This window comes from Nitrospiraceae bacterium (genome assembly GCA_035623075.1).
GTDB lineage: Bacteria > Nitrospirota > Nitrospiria > Nitrospirales > Nitrospiraceae > DASPUC01.
In genome coordinates, this window is the sequence record DASPUC010000029.1 from 15717 (window position 1) to 32249 (window position 16533).

The following is a 16533-nucleotide window of genomic DNA, read 5'->3' on the forward strand; positions in this document are numbered from 1 at the left end:
AGAAGGATGGGAAAGGCCTCATGGACGCAGCACTCTTGAAGAAATGGGAAGGCGTGGCGGGGCGATACGACGAGCTGACTTCGCAGCTCATGGATTCCTCTTTCATGAGTCAGCCCGCGATACTGCATAAGATCAACAAGGAACGGACCGAGCTTGAACCAGTCGCACAGCTGTTTCGCCGGTATCAGGAGCTCACGAAGCAATTGGCCGAAGCCGCTCACATGCTCGACGATCCGGCCGCCGGCGCGGAGATCCATTCGCTGGCTGTCGAAGAGCGCGCGCGGTTGAGTACGGAGCGGAGCGAGGTCGAAGCGCAGGTGCTGGAGTATCTGACGCCGAAAGATCCTCGCGATGAGAAGAACCTCTTCTTGGAGATCCGTGCCGGAACCGGCGGGGATGAGGCGGCCCTCTTTGCCGGTGATCTGTTTCGCATGTATGTGAAATTCGCGGAGCGGCACAAGCTGAAGGTCGAAATCGTTGAGGCCTCCGAAACTGGTAAGGGTGGCTATAAAACCGTGATCGCCGTGATCGAGGGCAAGGGTGGATATGGACTGTTCAAATATGAGAGCGGGGTGCATCGAGTCCAGCGAGTGCCGGTAACGGAGGCGGCCGGCCGTATTCATACCTCGACCGTCACGGTCGCCGTCATGCCCGAAGTCGATGAGGTCGAAGTTCAGATCGACCCCAAGGACTTACGCATCGATACGTTCTGTTCCTCTGGTGCCGGCGGGCAAAGCGTCAATACAACGTATTCGGCCGTACGGATTACGCACATTCCCACCGGAATCGTGGTGAGTTGCCAGGATGAGAGATCACAGTTGAAGAACCGGAACAAAGCAATGCGGACTTTGCGTGCCAGGATTGTCGAGGCTGAACGAGAAAAACAGGAAGCAGAAATTGCACAGAGCCGCAAAGCCCAGGTCGGGACCGGCGATCGCAGCGAAAAGATTCGCACGTACAACTTTCCGCAAAATCGCGTGACAGACCATCGAATCGGCGTGACGTTGCACAAGCTGGACTATGTCATGGCCGGTGATCTCGACGAGCTCATCGATGCCTTGCGCGTGCAACAGGGTCACGCCGCCGTGGCTGAGGCGTCATGAGGAGCGATTGTACCTCCACGGCAGATGCTGCATGCGTGACGGTCGGATCGCTTATCCGAAACATCCGTGCGCGGTTAGCGACGGCTGGGATTGAGTCGAGCCAGCAAGAAGCGGTCTGGTTGGTCGAGTTTGTGATCGGTCTCTCAGGCGTGGCGCAAATCATCGAGCGCGACCGGCTGCTCTCCACAAGCGAAATCGCCAGGGTGCAGGCTCTTGTCGCTCGGCGCCTCGCGCGCGAACCACTCCAGTACATTCTTGGGACGCAGGAATTTTGCGGGATGGAGTGTGCGGTCACACCGGCCGTGCTTATTCCGAGGCCAGAGACTGAATTGCTTGTTGAGGAAGTGATTCGGCGTGTTTCTCCAGCACAGGAGGCTACTCTTGTCGATGTCTGCACCGGATCCGGGTGCATTGCTGTGGCGGTTGCTCGTCTCAGGCCCCGTATTCGCGTGATCGCAATCGATGTTTCGCGTGCCGCGCTGCAAAATGCTCGGCAGAATGCTCTCCGTCATGCGCTGAGTGATCCAATCACGTGGCTGGAAGGGGACATGCTGTCGCCGCTGGAAGAGATGAAGCTGGACTGGTGCGTGGACGTGATAGTCGCGAATCCCCCGTATGTGACTGAAGCCGACTGGCTTGATCTGCAGCCGGAGGTCCGGGATTTCGAACCACGGCAGGCACTGGTGGCAGGGCCTCATGGGACAGAGGGTCATGAGCGACTCCTGAAGGACGCGCGACGTTATCTATCTCCTGGTGGTGCGTTGATCATGGAAATCGGAGCAGGCCAAGGGGGAGCGATACGCCAGATCTTGGAATCAATCGATGGTTATGGGCCTGTGTGTCTTCTCAGGGATGCAGCAGGTATTGAACGGGTCGTGATCGCAGAACGGCGAGAGGTGTAGATACATTCGCCATGGATCGCATCGTCATCACAGGTGGAGTTCCACTGCACGGAGAAGTGCAAGTGAGCGGCGCCAAAAATTCGGCCTTGCCGCTCTTGGCCTCGACGATCCTGGGTGGTGAGAAGTGTGTTCTCACCAACGTGCCCCGCGTTGTTGATGTCATGACCATGGGCAAGCTGCTGCGCATGTTGGGCGCGTCCGTTGTACATGAAGGCAATCGTGCCGTCGTGCGGGCCGACGTCATTCATTCGACACAGGCACCCTATGACCTTGTGAAGACCATGCGAGCCTCCGTCCTGGTCTTAGGGCCGCTACTCGCGCGATGGGGCGAAGCGAGAGTCTCGATGCCCGGAGGCTGTGCGATTGGTTCCCGGCCCGTCAATCTGCACCTCGCAGGACTCGCGAAGCTGGGAGCGGAAGTGTCTATCGAGCACGGCTACATTCGGGCAAAGGCGAAGCGATTGATAGGGGCCAGGATCTATTGCGATACCACGACCGTGACGGGCACCGAGAATCTCATGATGGCTGCATCACTCGCACAGGGCACAACAGTCATCGAAAATGCCGCGAAAGAGCCGGAAATCGTCGACCTAGCCAATTTTCTTGTCAAGCGGGGCGCGCGCATTACGGGAGCCGGGACGGATGTGATCACGATCGAAGGAGTTCGCGAGCTCCGAGGCAGCGATCACGAAGTGATTCCGGACCGCATTGAAGCCGGAACACATCTCGTAGCTGGGGCGATCACGAAAGGGTCGGTCACCGTGAATCGGTGTCGGCCCGACCATCTGGAGGCGCTCTTGATCAAACTGCGCGAAGCGGGCGCAACCGTCCACATTCAAAAAGAACGGGTACAGCTCAGCGTGGAGAAACGACTGAAGAGTGTGGACATCCGGACACTACCATTCCCGGGATTTCCGACCGATATGCAGGCGCAGATGGTGGCGCTCATGACCGTTTCCGAGGGGACGAGTGTGATTACCGAAACGGTGTTCGAAAGCCGCTTCATGCATGTCGAAGAACTGTGGCGTATGGGAGCGGACATCAAAATCGAAGGGAATCGCGCGGTCGTCACCGGTCCGACAGGGCTCGCCGGCGCTCCGGTCATGGCCTCCGATCTTCGGGCCAGCGCGGGGTTGATTCTTGCCGGTCTGGCGGCGGAAGGCGTGACCGAGGTCTTGCGCGTCTACCATCTCGACCGTGGCTATGAGCGGATCGAGGAAAAGCTCCGTGGGTTGGGGGCCAAGATTGAGCGCAGGAAGGAAGGGATGGCCACGACACCCGGGCCATGAACCCATGCTGACGATCGCGTTATCCAAAGGCAAGCTCCTCGATCCCACGCTGGAGGTATTCCGCCTGGCCGGATATGCGTCTACGAGTGTGACGACGGACAGCCGGAAGCTGGTTTTCCCCTGCCCTGAGATCGGGATCACCTTTCTTATCGTGAGGCCGACCGATGTGCCGACCTACGTCGAATATGGGGCTGCGGATGTCGGAATCTGCGGAAAGGATGTGCTCCTGGAGCAGGATAGCGATGTCTACGAGCCATTGGATTTAGGGTTCGGAGCGTGTAGAATTGCCGTCGCTGCGCTTCGGGGGCAGGGGTCGCGCAATCGATTGTCGTCGAAGATTCGGGTGGCCACGAAGTACCCGAACATCACGGAACAGTATTTCAATCAGCACGGCGTGCCGGTCGAACTCATCAAGCTCTATGGATCGATCGAGCTCGCACCGATCGTCGGTTTAGCCGACCGGGTCGTTGACCTCGTCGAAACGGGGAGCACCTTACAAGCACACGATCTCGTCGAAGTCGAACTCATTGCCCGCTCCACGGCCAGATTGATCGTGAATCGGGCCAGCCTCAAACTGAAACATGCAGCGGTGACGGAGCTGATCCGAAAATTGCGGACAGTGGCAGCAGTCAAGAAGGGTACCGCTCCACGAAGGTCGAGCCGGACCGCAAAACGAGCTCGCAAATGAGCATGAAGATCGTATCGTCAAGCGACCGCGCGTTTACCACGACGGTCAAGAAGGTCGCAGGCCGCGCACGGGTTCAGGGCGCGGCAGTGGAAAAGTCCGTCAAGACGATTCTCCAGGCAGTGGAACGGGGAGGGGACCGCGCAGTCTTCCGCTACACCAAGCAGTTCGATCGCGTAACGTTGAAGCCGGCGGCTGTCCGAGTGACTGCGGAAGAAATCAAAGAAGCCTATTATCGCATTCGCAAAGATGAAGGGGATGCCTTGCGATTTGCCGCGCAGCGCATCGCAGCGTTCCACGAGCGCCAACGCATGAAAACCTGGATGTATCAAGACCATGGAGCTACGTTGGGACAACTCGTCACACCGATTGATTCCGTCGGGGTGTATGTGCCTGGTGGTAAGGCGGTGTACCCTTCCTCAGTACTGATGTGCGCCATACCCGCGAGAGTCGCCGGCGTGCCGCGCATCGTCATGTGCACGCCTCCACAGAAAGATGGAATCAACCCTTATCTGTTGGTGGCGGCGGATCTCGCCGGTGTGACGGAAATTTACCGCGTGGGAGGGGTGCAAGCGATCGGCGCGTTGGCTTTCGGAACGGCCACAATCGCCAGGGTCGATAAGATTATCGGGCCTGGCAACATCTACGTAGCGACGGCAAAGCGCATGCTTTACGGGACCGTGGGGATCGATATGGTAGCGGGCCCGAGCGAGTTGCTCATCGTTGCAGACGACAACGCAAAGCCGGAGCATGTAGCGGCCGATCTCCTCTGCGAGGCGGAGCACGATGAAGACGCACAGGTGTATTTAGTCACGACATCCCGTCAGTTGGCGAAAGATGTGGCCCAGGAGATTGGCGATCAGTTGAAGGGGTTGCAGCGCGAAAAGATTGCGGCGAAATCGATCTCGCGACATGCGGTGACGTTTGTTGTCACCACGATGGACGAGGCGATCGATCTAGCCAACGAGATCGCGGCAGAGCATGTGACGCTTTCGGTGGATGAGCCTTTCGATTATCTGGAGAAAATCCGGCATGGAGGCGCGTTCTTCCTCGGTCGGTATACCCCGCCGTCGCTGGCAGATTACGTGGCCGGCCCAAATCACGTCTTGCCGACAGGCGGCACGGCCCGCTTCTTCTCGGCCTTGTCCGTCCATGACTATACGAAGATTAGCAACATTGTGCATTGCACGAAAGAGGAGCTGAGTAAGGTGAAAGACCATCTCATTCGCCTCGCGCACATTGAAGGGTTCGACGCCCATGCAAAGTCGGCCCAAAGCAGGTTCTCATGAAAAAAAACGGAGCAGCTCCCAGGCAAGCGTCGGTCCAGCGCGCGACCAAGGAGACAGACATTCGCGTCGAATGGACATTAGACGGCAGCGGGCAGGGGAAAATTAACACGTCGATCCGCTTCTTCGATCACATGCTGGAGCTACTGGCGAAACATGGGTTTTTCGACCTGACTGTTCTCGCTAAAGGTGATATCGATATCGATGAACACCACACGGTCGAAGATGTCGGCATTGTCATGGGCCAAGCCCTGCATCAGGCCTTGGGCGAGAAGGCGGGGATCAAGCGATTCGGGTTTGCCTCGGCGCCGCTCGATGAAACGCTGGCGCAAGTGACGGTCGATCTCAGCGGGCGTCCCTATCTCGTGTATAACGTGAAACTAACGGATCGGAAGATCAAGGCGTTCGACCTCGGGCTCTTCGAAGATTTTTTCCAAGCCTTCGTCACACACGGCGGGCTGAATCTGCACGTGAACCTTCTATATGGCCGTAACCCGCACCACATCATGGAGGCGATTTTCAAGGCGCTAGCCAAGGCACTCGATCAAGCAACGATGCTGGAGGAGCGGTTGGCGGGGAAAGTATTGTCCACAAAGGGAATATTGTAAGCGACCTCAGAGTTGAGAGGGCCGGAAGGGCAAGAGGGACAGGCTCCAGGAGCAACCTGTCCCTCTTTTTGTTTGGACGGATGGGAGTAGCAGGACGCCGCAGGTTGCGGTATTGTTAGTGCCGTCGGGTCAGGCAAGAGGCTTCCTCTAGCCCCTTAGGCCTCGAACCCCTCGCCTCCACGAAGGGCTATGATTGCGATCATCGACTACGGGATGGGCAACTTGCGAAGTGTCCATAAGGCGTTTGAAGCTGTTGGACATCAAGCGGTCGTGACGCGTGACGTAACGACGATCAAGAACGCCAGTCACGTTGTCTTGCCCGGGGTCGGCGCCTTTGGCGACTGCATGGCAAATCTAGAGCGATACCGCTTGATCGAGCCGATCAGGTCGACCATTCAATCAGGGAAACCCTTTCTGGGAATCTGCCTCGGACTGCAATTGCTGTTTACGGAAAGCGAAGAATTCGGGCTCCACAAGGGGCTCGGCATCGTTCCTGGAAGGGTGAGACGGTTTATGGTCGACAAGCATGAAGGCAGGCGTCTAAAAATCCCGCATATGGGCTGGAACCAGGCCCATTTCCAGCGGGCCTGTCCGTTGTTCAGCGGAATTGCGGATGGCGCCAATTGGTATTTCGTACATTCTTATTTCGTAGATCCCAGTGATCGGCAGATCGCTGCGACCACAACGACCTACGGTATTCCGTTTGTATCGAGCATCTGGCGGGACAATGTGGTGGGTTGCCAGTTTCATCCGGAAAAGAGTCAAACGGTCGGGTTGCAGCTTATTAAGAACTTTGGGGCATGGAAGTGAGTCTGGTGAGCCGGAGACGGTGGTCGACAGCAGCGGTCGGACTGGCTGTGTTCGCAGCTATCGGGTGCAGCGGCCAAAAAGTCACGACGAAGTCGTCATCAGAATTGACTCGGTATCCGGTTCGGACATTGGCGCTGGTGCCCTTCACGACATTGAACACGCCGCAAGTACGGGAGCTCGGCGATCCGTTCTTTGCGACGCCGCAGAGCGTACGTCGATCCGATATATCCGTGGCGGTGCCGTCGAGCGCAGAGCCGCCGACGCGGCAAACGGTTACTGTGCCGGCCTATGCGGCCGAGAAGATCACGCAACTTTTTTGGACGAGGTTGCGTATAAAAGAAGGCGTCACGGTCTCGCTTCCGAGCGAGTCGGTGAAGGCATCTTCAGCTAACGCGGATCTGACCAAGACGACGTCGGAGGCGGTCGGGGCCGCTATCGCGGCACAACTCAAAACGGATGCGGCGTTGGTCGGCCGTGTGCTCGTGTTCCAAGAACGCGTAGGCAGCAGGCTAGGAGCCGATCCTCCAGCCGCTGTGGGATTTGAAGTGAAAGTCGTCGCGCCCGACGAGACGGTCCTCTGGATCGGCAATTATTACGAGCGTCAGCGGCCCATGACCGAGGATATGTTGGGTTTTCTCCAGCGGTGGGGTGCCTTCGTCACGGCAGAGGAGCTTGCTCAATATGGTGTCGACGAGGTCTTGAAGGAATTCCCGTTCGGTTCCCCCAGCAAGTAGCCTGTCGAAACTGGTTCTCGGATGATCGTTATTCCGGCGATTGATTTAAAAGATGGACGTTGTGTGCGGCTCCGTCAAGGCGATATGGCGGCGGAGACGGTCTATTCCAGCGATGTGCCTGCTGTGGCCCGCCGCTGGCAAGAGCAGGGGGCAAGGTTGATCCATGTCGTCGACCTGAACGGGGCCGTAGATGGCGAACCGCGCAATCTTCCAGAGATTCAGTCGATCGTCGAAACCGTGAGTGTGAAGGTGCAAGTGGGTGGGGGTATCAGGCATATCGATACGGTACGCCGGTACCTCGCTACGGGAATTTCCCGTGTGGTGCTGGGCACCGCCGCCTTGACGGATCGGATATTCTTGGAACGAGCGTGCAAGGAGTTCCCTCGCCGCATTCTGCTCGGGCTCGATGCCCGTGACGGGAAAGTGGCTGTCAGGGGTTGGACATCGGTATCTGAAACCAAGGCGATTGACCTGTTGAAAGAATTGTCGGACTACGAGTTGGGCGCGGTCATCTATACCGATATTGCCCGTGACGGCATGCTGGGCGGGCCGAACATCCAGGCGCTGCGTGAAGTCGTTGAGCGTTCGTCTTTCCCCGTCATTGCGTCGGGTGGCATTACGCGTCTAGAAGACCTGCGCGCGATTCGGTCGCTTGGGCCTCGAGTCGAAGGGGCGATCGTGGGGAAGGCTCTTTACGATGGCAACCTCGATTATGCAACTGCCGCGGCATCAGTAGACGAGGGGTTTGAGGCGAGAGGCGAGAGGTGATCAGCAGGAATTGATTCGACGGAGGAGAGACTAACGCTAGCCCCTTATCCCGTGCTATGAGCGAGCGTAGTGTGCGAGTATGCTGACCAAACGCATTATTCCTTGCCTCGATGTGACGGGTGGCCGCGTCGTTAAGGGTGTGAGCTTCGTGAACCTGCGCGATGCGGGCGATCCGGTCGAGGTGGCGACGGTCTATGATCGCGAAGGAGCGGACGAACTCTGCTTCCTCGACATTACGGCCTCTCATGAAAACCGGAAGACGATCATCGACGTGGTGGAACGGACCGCCGAGCGGGTATTCATGCCATTAACGGTTGGCGGAGGAGTGCGCACGCTTGAAGACATCCGTGCCTTGCTCAATGCTGGAGCCGACAAAGTGAGTATCAACACCGCAGCGGTCGAACGGCCGGAATTCGTCAAGGAAGCGGCGGAACGGTTCGGGACGCAGTGCATTGTTGTAGCCATCGACGCAAAGCGCCGTGCTTCTCCGGCTGAAGGTTGGGAGGTCTTCACGCACGGAGGCCGAAAACCGACTGGAATCGACGTTGTGGAGTGGGCAAAGAAGATGGAGCAGTACGGCGCCGGTGAGATTTTGTTGACCAGCATGGATCAGGACGGGCAGCAAACCGGCTATGACTTGGCTTTGACGGCCGCCGTGTCAGAAACGGTTTCGATTCCGGTGATCGCCTCGGGCGGTGTCGGCACATTAGATCATCTGTACGATGGCTTCGTGACCGGGAAGGCAGATGCGGTGTTGGCCGCATCGATATTCCACTACCGGACCCATACGATTCCCGAAGCCAAAGCGTATCTCCGTGCAAAAGGAGTCGCGGTTCGATAATGGATCTTACTCAGCTGAAGTTTGATGCTCAGGGTTTGATTCCAGCCGTGGTGCAGGATTGGCGCGACGGCACAGTGCTAATGGTGGCCTTCATGAACAAGGAGGCGCTGCACAAAACAGTCACGACCAAATCCGTGCATTTCTGGAGCCGATCCCGTGAGACACTCTGGGAGAAGGGGGAAACATCCGGCCACAAGCTCGTAGTCAAGGATCTTTTCGTGGATTGCGACGGTGATGCTCTGTTGGTAAAGGCCGAGCCGACCGGTCCGACCTGCCATACCGGTGAGAAAACCTGCTTCTTCTCCCGCATTGATCAGCCGGGTGTGAAAACTTCCGAGGCTTGGGGCGGCATTCTCGAGCGGCTTTATCAGACGATCCAGGATCGTAAGCGACAACCATCCAACGACTCCTATACCTCCAGGCTCTTGGACGGAGGCGTCGATCGGGTACTGAAGAAAGTCGTGGAAGAAGCTGGCGAAGTGGTTCTGGCGGGGAAGGGCGGGAAGAAAGATGAGATCATCTATGAGACGGCGGATCTGCTCTTCCACACCTTAATTGCCCTCGGCTATCATGACATTACGCTTCAAGAGGTCTATCAAGAATTGGCGACTCGGTTCGGTAAGCCAGGTTTGCGGAAAGGGGCCGGTTCATGAGCGACTGCATCTTTTGTAAGATTGCCAACAAGTCGATCCCGTCGAAGCTGATCTATGAAGACGACCAGGTCGTGGCATTCGACGATCTGCACCCTCAGGCCCCGGTCCACTCGCTGGTCATTCCCAAGCGACACGTGGTGTCGGTGCAGGAATTGGAGGAACAAGATCAAGGATTGTTGGGGCGACTGGTGCTGGCCTGTACAAAGATCGCCAAACTCAAGGGACTGGCCGAGAACGGATACCGGTTGGTGACTAACACTGGGCGGGATGGGGGACAGTCAGTTTTTCACCTGCACTTCCACATCTTGGGCGGCCGACATATGGCCTGGCCGCCTGGGTAGGGAGACGTCAAAAAAGCCTCGTTTTACCTTCCCCATGCCCATGTGCCGAGACATGGCCTCAAGTTCTACCAGGTTTGACAGAATTCTTGCCCGTCTGATAACCTGACCGATCAATTTTTTCGAGAAGATACGTTTCAAACCCCTGGTCTGGTTCGAGGGGGAATGAGGAGCTGCGACTCCCGTGGGTCGAGGACTGATTTCCGAAGACGTGATCAATCAAATCCGGGATCGGATCGACATTGCTGAGGTCGTTGGGCAGCACGTCAATCTGACAAGGGCCGGTCAAAATTTGAAGGGACTGTGTCCCTTCCATCAGGAAAAAACTCCCTCTTTCACGGTCAGTTCCTCGCGCCAAATCTTTCACTGCTTCGGCTGTGGTGCTGGCGGCAACGTGTTTAGTTTTTTAATGCGCATTACAGGAGCAAGTTTTCCTGACACGGTGCGCGAGCTAGCGGAAAAGGTTGGCGTCGAAGTCAAGGAGAGTGCGGGCGGTGCAGGTTCTCAAGCAGCACCGTCAGGTCGAATCGAGCGACTCAATCAAGCGACTGCTTCGTGGTTTCAGGGCAATCTTCGCGACCAAACCACTGGAGCGCCGGCCCGCGCGTATTTAGCCAGTCGAGGCATTGAGGCGGCGATCATCGAACGGTTTGGAATTGGCTACGTACCACCTGACTGGGATGGCTTGAGCACAGCACTCGCGAAACAAGGGTTTTCAGCGAGCGAGTTGGCAGCAGCTGGATTGACTGTGGCGCGAGAGCATGCGTCCGGGTTTTATGATCGGTTTCGCGGTCGTGTGATGTTTCCGATCGTCGACCTCCGTAAGCGCGTAGTGGGGTTCGGAGGGCGCATTCTCGGCGAAGGTACGCCAAAATATTTGAACTCTCCTGATACGCCGCTGTTTAGGAAGGGCCAGACTCTCTTCGCGCTCGATGTGGCCCGTGAAGCCGTTGCCCGTTTGAAGACCGTGATCGTCGTTGAAGGCTACTTTGACGCCATCGCGTTGCATCAAGCAGGCCTCACGCATACGGTGGCCACATTGGGAACTGCCCTAACCCCCGAGCATATTCAGGTATTGCGGCGATTTGCTTCGAAAGTTGTGCTGCTGTTCGATCCCGATCAAGCCGGGGTCCGGGCGGCGTTACGGGGATTGGATCTGTTCGTCAACAGCGGGATGGGAGTGACGGTCGTTACGCTTCCGGAAGGCGAAGACCCCGATACCTATGTGCGACACGAAGGGCCGGATGCGTTTGTGCGATTGGAAGCACAAGCTCCGAGTCTCTTGGATTTTGCGTTGGAGCAGAGTTTGAAGGCAGCGCAGTCGAGTACGCTCGAGGAACGGATCCGAAGCGTGGACGAAATCCTGCGAATTTTGCAAAAGAGTGAGCACCCAATCGAACGAGAGGAACGCATCCGGCTCGTGGCGGAGCGACTCGGGATCAATCAACAGCGGTTGATCGAGCGGTATCCGGCCCTGATCCAGAAGTCTGCACCTCGAGTAACGACTCGCCGAGGGGAGACTGCCCCTTCTGCACAGTTGTTCAAGGGGCCGGCTGAGGAACGGGATCTCGTGTTTCTCTTGCTTCAGGGACAGCTGTCACCAACTGATGTGCGACGACTCAGGCCGGAGGCCTTTTCGGTACCGGCTTGTCGCCTCATCGTTGAAGCCGCGCTGACCTGTCTTGATCGGGATGGTCGGATCGGTCTTCGAAACTTGCTCGATTCGATCGTCGACCATCCGGAGTGCGGAACCGTGGCCACAGAACTCTCCATGCGCGAGGACCACTTTGACGATGTGCGGGCTCATGTGAAAGGGTGTCTGGATACGTTAGACCGTAAGCGGGCGGAGGCGGTGCTGCGGGAGCTGATCGCGCAACTGAAGGAAGCAGAACGTGAGGGCCGTACAGAAGATGCGCGATCGCTCAATGCCCGCGTGAACGAATTGCGAATGCAAAAATCCGGTCAATCGTCGGCCGGGTCTCTCTCTCTGGTAAAGGAGTAGTCATGCCGAAACAAGAGTTGCTCGTCGAGGTCAAGAAGCTGATCGCGATCGGGAAAGAAAAAGGCTTTCTGACCTATGACGAGTTGAATAGTACGTTACCCGCGGAAGTCGTGTCCTCCGAACAGTTCGGGAGCATCATGGCGATGTTCGGCGAAATGGACATCGAAATCGTCGACGCTCCGGCAGGCGGAGCGGAGCGGCCTCGGAAAAGCCGCGACAGCGAGGAAGCGAGTGACGACGATGAAGGGGATGCTGGAGAGGATGGCGAGAAAGAAATCGATCTGACTCCGGGAGCGCTCAGCCGGACCGATGACCCAGTTCGCCTCTATCTCAAGGAGATGGGCAGCGTCGCGCTCCTGAGTCGTGAAGGGGAAATCGAGATTGCCAAGCGGATCGAAGAAGGCAAGCGAGATATCGCCTCTGTCATCTATGGAATGCCGATGACGATCGAGTTTGTACTGTCGTTGCGCGACCAACTCAAGAACGGCAAGATCGACGTGCGCGAGATTGTGCCGATCCAGGAGACCGAGGAAGATTTTGAAGAAGAGGAAGTCGAGAAAGATTACGAGGAACTTCGCCTCAAGACTCTCGAAGGGTTGAACTCCGTCAGAAAAATCTCGACCTCGCTCAAGGGACTGTATGAGAAATCTCGCCATGCCAACGGCGATGCGACAAAGCTGAAAAAAATCAAAAAGCAGATCGACACCATCCGCGAGCAGATCGTCGACAAGATGGAGTCTGTCAACCTCCATGGCGTGCTCAAGGATCGCATGGTCCAGCGCGTGCGAGACTTGGCGGTCCAGATTCGGACGGCGGAGCGGGAGATCGGCAGTTGTCAGCGACGGCTCGGAATCGGCGGTGAAGCAGGCGCCGAGGCCCTCAGGAAGCTGTGCCGCGATCGAAAGAGTTTTCTCACCGTTAAGCGCAAGTCGGGCTGTTCAGAAGACACCCTCTCCGACATCAAAAAAATCTTTCAGGCGGCCAAGGCCCGCATCAGGCAATTGGAAACCGAAGAAGCGCTGGTGTCCGCCGATGAGATCAAAGATGCCGTCAAACATCTCGATGTGGCGGAAGAAAAGGTCAAACGGGGAAAGGCCGAATTGGTTGAGGCCAATCTTCGGCTTGTCGTCAGTATTGCCAAGAAGTACACGAACCGCGGGCTACAATTCTTGGATTTGATTCAAGAGGGAAACATCGGCTTGATGAAGGCCGTGGATAAATTCGAATACAAACGCGGATACAAGTTCAGCACCTATGCTACCTGGTGGATCCGTCAGGCCATTACGCGAGCGATCGCCGATCAAGCCCGGACGATCCGCATTCCAGTCCACATGATTGAGACGATCAATAAACTGATCAGGACCTCACGACATCTCGTGCAAAAGCTTGGACGCGAACCCACCCCCGAGGAAATCGCGGAGCGAATGGACTTGCCGCTCGATAAGGTCCGGAAGATTCTGAAGATCGCGCGGGAGCCGATCTCGCTCGAAACTCCGATCGGTGAAGAGGAAGACAGCCATCTGGGCGATTTCATCGAAGACAAGAAGGCGATATCTCCGTTGGAAGCGGCGATTCGCTATGACTTGCAGCGGCAAATCAATAGTGCGTTGGAAACGTTGACGCCAAGGGAAGAGAAGGTGCTTCGGAAACGGTTTGGTATCGGCGAGGCGACGGATCATACACTCGAAGAGGTCGGTCAAGACTTTGAAGTGACGCGCGAACGCATCCGTCAGATCGAAGCCAAAGCATTGCGCAAATTGCGCCATCCGAGCCGCAGCAAGAAGCTGCGCAGCTTCGTCGAAAGCATGTAGGTCAGATGCCGGCGTCAATTGACTCCGTTTCAGCAGCGTCCTACAATCAGCCGCTCGTGTCTGCGGGCCAGGCGCGATGGGTCAACCGCAGACTTCCTGATGGGGCCCATAGCTCAGGTGGTTAGAGCGGCTGACTCATAATCAGCTGGTCCTAGGTTCGAGTCCTAGTGGGCCCACCAGCGAGGCCGGTGCGCGGCGCAGTCGGGCCGTCTATGCGGCCTCCGTATGTAGGAGTGCATTGAACTCGAATCTTTCCCCCCTCATCGAGCTGCAAAAGTTTGACCTCCGCATCATGGAGATCAAAGACGAACGTCGACAAATCCCACAACGGCTCTATGCGGTCGAGGCTCCGCTGCAGGAAGCAAGACGGGTGTTGCAAGGTACGATGTCCGCCATCGACGCGCTGGTAAAAGAGCGGAAGAGTAATGAGAAGGATCTCGAAGCTCATGAAGATCGTGTTGAAAAATTGAAGGAGCGGGCGTCGCAGTTAAAGACCAACCAGGAGTATCAAGCCCATCTTTTCGAATTGGAGTTAGCGAACAAGAAGAAGTTTGAGATCGAAGACAAGATCTTGGGTTGCATGGAAAAAATCGAACAACTGCAGCGGGTTTCGAAGGAAGCGCAAGAGAAGGTCAATGTTGCGGAGAAGTCCTTCGTGCAGGAAAAGCAGGTACTAGAGGAACGCGATCAGAGACTCATGCAAGAACTGGCCGAACTTGAGGCGCAACAACGGGAGCGCGCGGCCCATATAGATAAGAGCTTACTCGAACGATACACAAAACTGAAAGCAGCCAGGAAAGACCAGGCACTGGCTTCGGTGCAAGGCGGCATCTGTTCAGGATGCCGGCTTCAGATTCCCCCGCAACTGATTGCTGAAGTGAAACGTTCCCAGGATCTCCACGCCTGTCCCTATTGCCATCGGATGTTGTATTGGGATGGCGATGTGTCGCCCGAGCAGAAGCCACCGCAGGATCAGGTCAAACCTTCCGATCTCGAAGTTGGCGAATCCGTCTAGGTAAGAGCTGCTGCCCCAAGCACGGCCTTTGTGGTCTTGAAATGAAGCTTGGCGACGGTGCTCAAGCGGTCTTGCCCGTGCTTCTTCACGATCATACGGGCGGCGAGCTCAACGGCTGGCGATGCCCCCTTGGGGAGGATAGTCCCGACCTCGGTCGAGAGCCGTTTCAATCTCACTAGGAATTCCGCGCGTGCGAGAATCGAGGCGGCTGCAACGGCGAGATCAACCTCCGCTTTGGGTCGCTGCTCCAGCGTGATCTTCCGACCTTTCTCTTGCAACGCACTCAGAATCAATCGCTCATCACCGAATTGATCGGCGATAGCGCGATCGCACGAGACGCGCTCCAGCAAAGTTTCCAACGCCTTGGCGTGACCCCATGCGAGCAGGCGATTCAAATTGAGAATCTTCCTGTAGAGTTCATTGTATCGTTGGGGGCCGATCGCGATGATGCTGTGAGGACAGATCGTACGAATGTCCGGTGCCATTTCGAGGATGCGGCCGTCGGAAATCTTCTTGCTGTCTCGCACCTCCATGAGGGAAAGTTCGCCTTGCGTCGTCGCGTCGACAAAGACGGCCGCGATCACCAGCGGACCGAAATAATCTCCTTTGCCGGATTCGTCGATGCCGATGCGTTCGATCGAAGCGCGCGAAGTGCTCTCGGCCACAGCCAAGCTTCCCTGGTAGAAAATCTTCTGGCGGCGCGCTAATCTAGCAGAGCACCGAAGGTCGGTCAATTTTGATCAAGCTGATAAGCAAATGCTGAGCTGCGAGTTTCAACGATGATCAGATGGGTAACGCGCATTGTCCTGTTGGTCCTGGGCAGTAGTCCGCTGTTCCTTCTGAGCGGCTGCGAAACCAATCCCTATACCGGACGGTCTCAATTACTCATGACGTCTGTTCCTGAAGAGATGCAGCTCGGTACGCAGGCTTACCAACAGGTAAAAAATGATCCCAAAGTGCACCTATCGCAAGATCCCCGTGAGATCGAGCCGGTTAAGAGAGTGGCGGCCCGTATCATCGAGGCGGCCAAACGTTCCAAATACGCCGAGATGGCCAAGCAATTTCAGTGGGAAGTCACCGTGATCAAGGATGATAAGACGATGAATGCGTTTGCGCTTCCGGGCGGGAAAATTGCCGTGTACACCGGTATCTTTCCGGTCGCGAAAACCGAAGCGGGACTTGCCGCGGTCTTAGGGCACGAGGTAACTCACGCCTTGGCGCGTCACGGTGCTGAGAGGATGAGCCAAGGTGAACTTACGAATGCGGCGCTTCAAGTGGTTGGGGCGGCTGCAGGTGCCAGTCACATGAATCCTTTGTTGTCTCAGGGGGCGATGGCGGCGTTGGGAGCGGGGGCTCAAGTTGGGGTGTTGCTTCCGTTCAGTCGGGCTCACGAATCCGAAGCTGATTACATCGGGATTTTGCTCGCTGCGGACGCGGGATACGACCCACGTGAGTCTATCCACCTTTGGGAACGAATGGCACAGCTGACTCGCGGAGGGGGACCTTCTGAGTTCCTATCGACCCATCCAGGCCATGAAACGAGGATTGCCCAACTGAAGAAATGGATGCCGGAAGCAATGGATATCTATCAAACCCGGCAGTCTGTACCAGCTGCTGAACTCCCTGCCATATCGGCCCGCTAACTTTGGTGTTCGAAGCCGTTAGGTCCTGAGCGGACATCTGCCGGC

17 protein-coding genes and 1 tRNA gene are annotated in these 16533 nt (G+C 56.8%); 17 read left to right on the forward strand and 1 reads right to left on the reverse strand.

Annotation, left to right across the window (positions count from 1 at the left end; genetic code table 11):
- The first annotated feature begins 20 nt into the window (after positions 1-20).
- The 16 genes from prfA (at position 21) to VEI50_10235 (ending at position 14845) form a co-directional block, all read left to right on the forward strand.
- Positions 21-1103 carry a peptide chain release factor 1 gene (gene prfA / locus VEI50_10160; GenBank protein HXX75481.1) on the forward strand — a complete coding sequence of 361 codons (1083 nt, stop codon included), beginning with the start codon at positions 21-23 and terminating at the stop codon, positions 1101-1103.
- On the forward strand, positions 1100-2005 hold the full coding sequence (prmC, locus tag VEI50_10165; GenBank protein HXX75482.1) for a peptide chain release factor N(5)-glutamine methyltransferase: 906 nt from the start codon (positions 1100-1102) through the stop codon (positions 2003-2005). Before prfA ends, prmC begins: the two co-directional genes overlap by 4 nt.
- Before the next feature lie 11 nt (positions 2006-2016).
- Positions 2017-3294 carry a UDP-N-acetylglucosamine 1-carboxyvinyltransferase gene (murA, locus tag VEI50_10170; GenBank protein HXX75483.1) on the forward strand — a complete coding sequence of 426 codons (1278 nt, stop codon included), beginning with the start codon at positions 2017-2019 and terminating at the stop codon, positions 3292-3294.
- A gap of 4 nt (positions 3295-3298) precedes the next feature.
- Positions 3299-3982 carry an ATP phosphoribosyltransferase gene (gene hisG, locus VEI50_10175; protein ID HXX75484.1) on the forward strand — a complete coding sequence of 228 codons (684 nt, stop codon included), beginning with the start codon at positions 3299-3301 and terminating at the stop codon, positions 3980-3982.
- Positions 3979-5268 carry a histidinol dehydrogenase gene (hisD, locus tag VEI50_10180; GenBank protein ID HXX75485.1) on the forward strand — a complete coding sequence of 430 codons (1290 nt, stop codon included), beginning with the start codon at positions 3979-3981 and terminating at the stop codon, positions 5266-5268. Before hisG ends, hisD begins: the two co-directional genes overlap by 4 nt.
- Positions 5265-5873, forward strand: a complete 609-nt coding sequence (gene hisB, locus VEI50_10185) for an imidazoleglycerol-phosphate dehydratase HisB (GenBank protein HXX75486.1) — start codon at positions 5265-5267, stop codon at positions 5871-5873. The genes hisD and hisB overlap by 4 nt, the downstream gene beginning before the upstream one ends.
- A 189-nt stretch (positions 5874-6062) precedes the next feature.
- Positions 6063-6683, forward strand: coding sequence for an imidazole glycerol phosphate synthase subunit HisH (gene hisH / locus VEI50_10190; GenBank protein ID HXX75487.1), 621 nt, complete (start codon positions 6063-6065; stop codon positions 6681-6683).
- Entirely contained in the window at positions 6674-7417 is a 744-nt protein-coding gene (locus tag VEI50_10195; protein ID HXX75488.1) for a hypothetical protein, read from the forward strand. The genes hisH and VEI50_10195 overlap by 10 nt, the downstream gene beginning before the upstream one ends.
- 21 nt (positions 7418-7438) lie before the next feature.
- Positions 7439-8185, forward strand: coding sequence for a 1-(5-phosphoribosyl)-5-[(5-phosphoribosylamino)methylideneamino]imidazole-4-carboxamide isomerase (gene hisA / locus VEI50_10200; protein ID HXX75489.1), 747 nt, complete (start codon positions 7439-7441; stop codon positions 8183-8185).
- Between the two features lie 79 nt (positions 8186-8264).
- A complete protein-coding gene (hisF, locus tag VEI50_10205) occupies positions 8265-9026 on the forward strand; it encodes an imidazole glycerol phosphate synthase subunit HisF (GenBank protein ID HXX75490.1) in 762 nt (253 codons plus the stop codon).
- On the forward strand, positions 9026-9679 hold the full coding sequence (gene hisIE / locus VEI50_10210) for a bifunctional phosphoribosyl-AMP cyclohydrolase/phosphoribosyl-ATP diphosphatase HisIE (protein HXX75491.1): 654 nt from the start codon (positions 9026-9028) through the stop codon (positions 9677-9679). Before hisF ends, hisIE begins: the two co-directional genes overlap by 1 nt.
- Positions 9676-10020 (forward strand): histidine triad nucleotide-binding protein, encoded by a 345-nt coding sequence (locus VEI50_10215; GenBank protein ID HXX75492.1) that lies wholly within the window; start codon positions 9676-9678, stop codon positions 10018-10020. The genes hisIE and VEI50_10215 overlap by 4 nt, the downstream gene beginning before the upstream one ends.
- A gap of 181 nt (positions 10021-10201) precedes the next feature.
- Entirely contained in the window at positions 10202-12019 is a 1818-nt protein-coding gene (gene dnaG / locus VEI50_10220; protein ID HXX75493.1) for a DNA primase, read from the forward strand.
- Between the two features lie 2 nt (positions 12020-12021).
- Complete coding sequence (rpoD, locus tag VEI50_10225) at positions 12022-13830, forward strand: RNA polymerase sigma factor RpoD (GenBank protein HXX75494.1); 1809 nt, start codon at positions 12022-12024, stop codon at positions 13828-13830.
- A 102-nt stretch (positions 13831-13932) separates the two neighbouring features.
- A tRNA-Ile gene (locus VEI50_10230) sits at positions 13933-14009 on the forward strand.
- Positions 14010-14068: 59 nt separating this feature from the next.
- Positions 14069-14845: a C4-type zinc ribbon domain-containing protein gene (locus VEI50_10235; GenBank protein HXX75495.1), complete on the forward strand. Its 777-nt coding sequence runs from the start codon at positions 14069-14071 to the stop codon at positions 14843-14845.
- On the opposite strand, the gene rnhC is transcribed toward VEI50_10235, so the two are convergent.
- Positions 14842-15510 carry a ribonuclease HIII gene (gene rnhC, locus VEI50_10240; protein ID HXX75496.1) on the reverse strand — a complete coding sequence of 223 codons (669 nt, stop codon included), beginning with the start codon at positions 15508-15510 and terminating at the stop codon, positions 14842-14844. The genes VEI50_10235 and rnhC overlap by 4 nt on opposite strands.
- Before the next feature lie 114 nt (positions 15511-15624).
- Between rnhC and VEI50_10245 the strand changes: the two genes are divergently transcribed.
- A complete protein-coding gene (locus VEI50_10245; protein HXX75497.1) occupies positions 15625-16488 on the forward strand; it encodes a M48 family metallopeptidase in 864 nt (287 codons plus the stop codon).
- Positions 16489-16533 lie beyond the last annotated feature (45 nt).

What these genes read in the sequence shown, in the direction of transcription:
- prfA (HXX75481.1), top strand. Translation starts at nt 21, where the DNA reads ATGGACGCAGCACTCTTGAAGAAATGGGAAGGCGTGGCGGGGCGATAC.
- prmC (HXX75482.1), top strand. Translation starts at nt 1,100, where the DNA reads ATGAGGAGCGATTGTACCTCCACGGCAGATGCTGCATGCGTGACGGTC.
- murA (HXX75483.1), top strand. Translation starts at nt 2,017, where the DNA reads ATGGATCGCATCGTCATCACAGGTGGAGTTCCACTGCACGGAGAAGTG.
- hisG (HXX75484.1), top strand. Translation starts at nt 3,299, where the DNA reads ATGCTGACGATCGCGTTATCCAAAGGCAAGCTCCTCGATCCCACGCTG.
- hisD (HXX75485.1), top strand. Translation starts at nt 3,979, where the DNA reads ATGAGCATGAAGATCGTATCGTCAAGCGACCGCGCGTTTACCACGACG.
- hisB (HXX75486.1), top strand. Translation starts at nt 5,265, where the DNA reads ATGAAAAAAAACGGAGCAGCTCCCAGGCAAGCGTCGGTCCAGCGCGCG.
- hisH (HXX75487.1), top strand. Translation starts at nt 6,063, where the DNA reads ATGATTGCGATCATCGACTACGGGATGGGCAACTTGCGAAGTGTCCAT.
- VEI50_10195 (HXX75488.1), top strand. Translation starts at nt 6,674, where the DNA reads ATGGAAGTGAGTCTGGTGAGCCGGAGACGGTGGTCGACAGCAGCGGTC.
- hisA (HXX75489.1), top strand. Translation starts at nt 7,439, where the DNA reads ATGATCGTTATTCCGGCGATTGATTTAAAAGATGGACGTTGTGTGCGG.
- hisF (HXX75490.1), top strand. Translation starts at nt 8,265, where the DNA reads ATGCTGACCAAACGCATTATTCCTTGCCTCGATGTGACGGGTGGCCGC.
- hisIE (HXX75491.1), top strand. Translation starts at nt 9,026, where the DNA reads ATGGATCTTACTCAGCTGAAGTTTGATGCTCAGGGTTTGATTCCAGCC.
- VEI50_10215 (HXX75492.1), top strand. Translation starts at nt 9,676, where the DNA reads ATGAGCGACTGCATCTTTTGTAAGATTGCCAACAAGTCGATCCCGTCG.
- rpoD (HXX75494.1), top strand. Translation starts at nt 12,022, where the DNA reads ATGCCGAAACAAGAGTTGCTCGTCGAGGTCAAGAAGCTGATCGCGATC.
- VEI50_10245 (HXX75497.1), top strand. Translation starts at nt 15,625, where the DNA reads ATGATCAGATGGGTAACGCGCATTGTCCTGTTGGTCCTGGGCAGTAGT.